Here is a 5,261-nt window from a genome sequence, read left to right as displayed (position 1 = left end):
TCACTTGGCTATCAGAGTCCCATCGACTTCGAGCAAGCCGTCAAAAAACCGTTACTCGTCGGTGAATCCTGATCCACAGGACGCACCATTTACTTTCCCGTTAAGACCGGTCCACTGTCAACTTTTCGTGGGCAATTCCACCTCTCCCCGTGTCTCCGTGTCTCCGTGTCTCCGTGTCTCCGTGTCTCCGTGTCTCCGTGTCTCCGTGTCTCCGTGTCTCCGTGTCTCCGTGTCTCTCCTCGCTGCCTTGCGATAAATTCGCTGCGGGCCTCCTCAGATTCGGTCTTGGGACGTGCGGGCAGCCAACTCGATCAGATCCAACTTCTTCTGCAGTGTTGGAAATTGGACTGCCATCGCGACTAAACAAATCGCGACCATCACAAGATGGATCATGTTCTCGTCCAACATCATCATCACGGCATTGATCACCGCGGCGCCTTCGACGAGCGCCATGCCGATGATCATTCGTGTTTGCGAGGTTGTCAGCAACCTGCTGATTTCGGCTGTCATCGTCACGGTCTCGTCGACCGGCAACTCGACCTCCTCGCCTGACGATGAAAATTGCCGAATCGCCATCCCTTTCAGCAATCGGTTGGCGACAAACGAGGCAATACAGCCAACGAAACAAGCCACCACGCCGATGACCACCATCACCAAGCTGTCGTCCGCAGGTGGGTTGGCAGGCGCTGCGTTGTCTGGCCCACCATCGCTCGACAGGAGGGTCAAATAGGCCATGATCGCGGTGATAAACACTACGGCTTGGATCAAAGCGAACGCAATAATTTGGCTGGTGCGAACCAGTCCTTTTAAGTTGACCTGATTGTCGCTGTTACTGCCGGGGGTCGCCGACGCGAGATATGGATTTTGAATAGGGGTGCGATTCATGATCAATTTCAGAAGGGGCTCTTGCGGGCTAAAAGCTATCGCTGCAATCAACACTGTTACTCAATCAACACTGCCAGATAATTTAGGAAACGGTCGTCGCCCTCAGCTTCGCGATCGAACTGCATCGCTTGCTCCGATAGCCCTTTGACCGCGGTGCGAAAGTCGCGAAGTTTGACGTCGGGGCGATCGGCAATCTTTTGTAATTGATCGCGTAAACGACGCGCCGAATCCACCGCTGGGGATGATCCTCGCAGCAATGCACGCAGGGCAGAAACGACTTGCGGATCACGACAACTTGTGTCTGAACGTGTGAACGCGAGCACCTCAGAAACGATCAGCGCCGTCACATCGGGCTGGCCTGCAGACTCGCTCGCCGCAACCGTTTGACGCCCCGAATCCGCACCCGAATCATTGGAGTTGGGGGTAGCCGGTGGCCGTCGACCGCGACGCCGATCGGCCTGTTTCAAACGACGAAGAAGATCATCTCGCTTAGCCATCGTGACCGCTGCCCGTTAGAAAAGTGACTTCAAAGAATAGAGAAAATTGCCCCCGCTTCATGCATCATTAAACCTTAAACCTCAAAGGAAATGTTGTCCCGAAGCGAAATCACGAATTGCTGAGAACGAAAAAAGCCGTCTGAATCTCAGCCAGAGATTCAGACGGCTTTGAGTTATTTGCCAACGGGAAAGTCGATGGCGATAGAGCCAGCAATCGAGTGACTCGGAATCGGGTCGCTTATTTAGCCAATTTGTCGAGTTCCGATTCCAGCTCGGCGGCGCGAACGTTATGGCGAACCACCCGTCCTCGATCGTCGATCAACATCATGGTCGGCAAGGTTTGCACGCCAAACGTCTTGGCCAAATCGCTCGATTCGAGTCCTCCATCGTCGAACAATTGGATCCATGGCAACGGATTCTGCTTCAAGAAACCCTTGGCCATTTCGCTGGTGGCATCAACATTGACGCCAACCAACACCAAGCCCGCTTTCTGGTAACGAGCTTGCAAAGCACGCAGCAATTTCATGTCCTGTTTGCAAGGTTCGCACCAGGTCGCCCAGTAGTGCAACACAACGGGACGCCCACGCAATTGCGACAGACGAAATGGCTTGCCATCGATCGAGTTTCCTTGCAAATCGATCACCTGTCCGACGGATTCGAGCCGGCGAACGGCGCCTTCGGCTTTCTCGGCGGTGTCGGTCCCTGGGAACGCGGCAGCCACCTTTTTGTAGTAGCCCAGCGCGTCCTTTTCCTTGTCTTCAAACTCTTTGCTAAGTGCCAACTGCAACATTGCCTGAGCCGATTCGGGCATCCGCGGATAGCGATCGACGAACTCAGTGAGCGTTTCCAAATACCATTTTTGCACCTCGGCAAAATCAGCGTCCGGGGTTTGACGCAGTGCGTATTCGGAACCAATCATCATGTATTCGGCGTACGCTTTGAGCGACTCATTGCTGTCACCAAGGGATCGAGCAATCGCTTGCAGCTGCTTGGTGCCATCGGGATAAACACCACTTTGGGTAGCCATACTGACGGTATCGACCAATTGGCGAGTCCATGCGTCTCGCTCGCTTGGATTGTCGGTCGCTTTGATCAACCGTGAAACCAATTGGGCACGTGCTTCATGAAGTTTCGCCAAATCCTTGGGGTTACTCGTCGAAGCAAGTTTGCGATCGATTTCCTCGAGGTCAGTGACCAATTGTTGCGATTGCGCCCCCAGTCCCGAGTCGAATGATGCAGAGGATTGAGCCATGCCGCCGGGCGTGAAGAAATTGCCGGTCGATTGAGCCACTGCATCGCCACCTTCGCCCACCGAAGGCAGATCGACGATTCGCCAGGTATCGCTTACTCGGATGATGGTGCCAACCAACAATTGTCCGTTCCCGGTTGCGTCTTCGAACATCGCGACCGCATTTTCGTAAACGGTGATATCCGCACTCGAGCCATCGGTTCCACTAGGGACAACGCCTGGAGTCGCCGCTGCAAATTGGACCCATTTCGCGTCGCGTCCAACCGCTTTTTGACGTTTGGCAAAGTCTGAAAAATCTTTTGCTGCACGGGTCGCTTTGCTGCTTAAGCGACGAACGGTTTCGCTGCCCAATCCAATCGACTCGAGATCTTTGCCGGTAGCAAGCAGCCGAGCAAAGCGGGCTGCATCGCGATCGGCGAGTGCCGAAACGACTTCGGCGGTCACCTCTTCGGGCGAAATCTGTTTCCAAGAATCGATTTTACCATCTTCGTTTTCGTCGATCCCCCAGCGAGTCCCCGCAGTACCGAGCCAGCGGTATTGATCGGCCTTGGTGTTAAAATCACGGTCAATATCGCGGTAAACCTCGACACCAAACTTGAAATAACACCACAAGTCGACTTTATTGTCGCCGTTGGTGTCGGCAAAACGGCGAAGCAAGGTGCCGTCACCGGAACGCACTTCCCAGCCTGACCAATCGTTGTAATCCAGATCGGCGACGGTGCATTTTGCCACAGCGGCGGGCTCGACCACTTCGTAATCGACATCAGCTTGGACCGGTTTCAACTGCAACGCATCTTTCGCTGAAGGGGTCGCCGCGGCGGCGGGTTGGATCGCGAGCAATCCGCCCACGAACACCCCGGTGGCAATGCGAGCCGCCGTGACCGCGACAGGCCGATCCGCGATTGAAAACGGGCTTTTCAGCTTGTGAATCAAGTCAACCACGCGTGCGACGCGGGTTTTGCATCGAAGAGGTCGTACGGGAGGATGAAGATCCTTCATGCCAAACATTCCATCAAAGAGTCTTGGGAGGGGGGGAGTCCCGCCAGCAACCGAGCGTTGAAAATTCGGCACGATTGCGAGCGGAGTAACAGTCATTGGCCGGATCTTTCCGGTCTTTAGGTTTTGCAGCAATACCAGTTATTGTGCCCGAACCTATCCTTCGGTGGGAATGTCGATTTTCTTGAACAGGCCACCCATGCCAATAAATGTCAAACAAATCGATCTCAATTTGCCCCGCGTCCCCCACCTCGTCCGGAAGCATCGCAACCGCAACCGGAGGGAGTTTGACTCGAAAGTCGAGCGGCACGGACCACGAAATTTGTACCATCGTGGTGTGCGATGGACCGCGCGAATGCCGCGGCATTACAGGGCACTTTGCGTTCGCTATCCCCTAATCCTCATCGAAAACTGCGAGAATCTTTTTGGAAAGGTTAAGTGATGACCGGTGTTAGGCCGAAGAAAAGGATTCCCAAGCGGGATGAGACGCTTCGCAACGAATAACGCAATATTTCGCCGTGCCAAAACGCGGAAAATAACGACCGTTGCAGGAGTCTCGAGCAAAAAAGCAACCAAATTTGTCGATCCGAGGCGTGTATTCCCTTTGACAGCCAAATTAGTTTGCGTAAACTTTGCCCCTCTTGGAACTTTGTGGCAACTAACCAGTGCCACAAACCGAGTAACAAGAGGTGACTTGAAACAGAGTTGATTGCTTGCAATCTTCATCCTGACTTCAAGACAGTTCGGGCGTATAGCTCAGTTGGTTAGAGCGCGTCGCTGATAACGACGAGGTCCCAGATTCGAGTTCTGGTACGCCCACTTAGAAGGAAGTGAACAAGAAAGAAGCGAGAAGTTTGAAAAGAGGAATTTGACCTCTTTACAATTTACCCTTCACCTTTACACTTCCGACTTCCCATGGGGGTATAGCTCAGTTGGGAGAGCGCCTGCTTTGCACGCAGGAGGCCGTCGGTTCAAGTCCGTCTACCTCCACTTACCAAGATCACGAAAGTGGTTGCGGTGAAGTGAAAGATACAGAAGTGTCTCGTGAATCCTTCTTCTCGAAAGATTCGCTCGACACGAACAAAATCTAAACTTTTCCATCAACTGAGGTTGACCCAAAGTTTCAGATCGCTATCTTTCCCTTCTCGATTGAGACACACGTGCGGCGGCCCTTCAAAGGGGCAAAAAACACGACTCTCAAGCGAATCAACCAAACTTCAAGAAACTTTAAAAAACATCTTGAAACGCGGTTGACGAAGAAAACACTCGACAGTATTCTTCGCCCTCACTTGTGAACGACCGGCTGACGCCAAGAACGGAACGCGATTTGCTCGCGGGCCAAAACTGGCACTGGCCGGCTGCTCACAAGGCAGCGTCCGTTGCACTATCGACTTACACTCGAACGCAACGCATTGATATTTGACAATTTGGTTGTTTGGTAGTTGGCATCTGAAAGAGCACTACACTCGCTATTAGAGCAGTTCAGCTCGGGACTCGGTCTTGGGAGGCTCTGTTTCAAACGCGAGAGAAGTGAAAACAAGTTCTGAGAAGCGTTGCCAACGCCTCGATTCGATTCACGCAGCTTTGCTGTGCGGGTCGCAATTAAAAGCGTTGGCGAGAATGTATTCTTATAG

Annotated in this window: 3 protein-coding genes and 2 tRNA genes; 2 read left to right on the top strand and 3 right to left on the bottom strand. The window is 53.1% G+C overall.

From position 1 onward, the window contains the following. Positions 1 to 273: 273 nt before the first annotated feature. From ABX962_RS29415 to ABX962_RS29405, 3 genes are all read right to left on the bottom strand, one after another. Positions 274 to 885, bottom strand: coding sequence for a hypothetical protein (locus ABX962_RS29415; RefSeq protein WP_372724861.1), 612 nt, complete (start codon positions 883 to 885; stop codon positions 274 to 276). 56 nt (positions 886 to 941) lie between these two features. Continuing rightward, positions 942 to 1,382: a hypothetical protein gene (locus ABX962_RS29410; protein WP_372724859.1), complete on the bottom strand. Its 441-nt coding sequence runs from the start codon at positions 1,380 to 1,382 to the stop codon at positions 942 to 944. Positions 1,383 to 1,620: 238 nt separating this feature from the next. After that, on the bottom strand, positions 1,621 to 3,630 hold the full coding sequence (locus ABX962_RS29405; protein ID WP_372724857.1) for a redoxin domain-containing protein: 2,010 nt from the start codon (positions 3,628 to 3,630) through the stop codon (positions 1,621 to 1,623). A 742-nt stretch (positions 3,631 to 4,372) separates the two neighbouring features. Here ABX962_RS29405 and ABX962_RS29400 point away from each other — a divergent pair. Further along, positions 4,373 to 4,446, top strand: a tRNA-Ile gene (locus ABX962_RS29400). Between the two features lie 98 nt (positions 4,447 to 4,544). Then, positions 4,545 to 4,617 (top strand) — tRNA-Ala (locus ABX962_RS29395). Positions 4,618 to 5,261: the final 644 nt, after the last annotated feature.

Origin of the sequence: Novipirellula sp. (genome assembly GCF_041583735.1) — a bacterium.
GTDB lineage: Bacteria > Planctomycetota > Planctomycetia > Pirellulales > Pirellulaceae > Novipirellula.
This window is presented reverse-complemented; position numbering and strand designations above follow the sequence as displayed.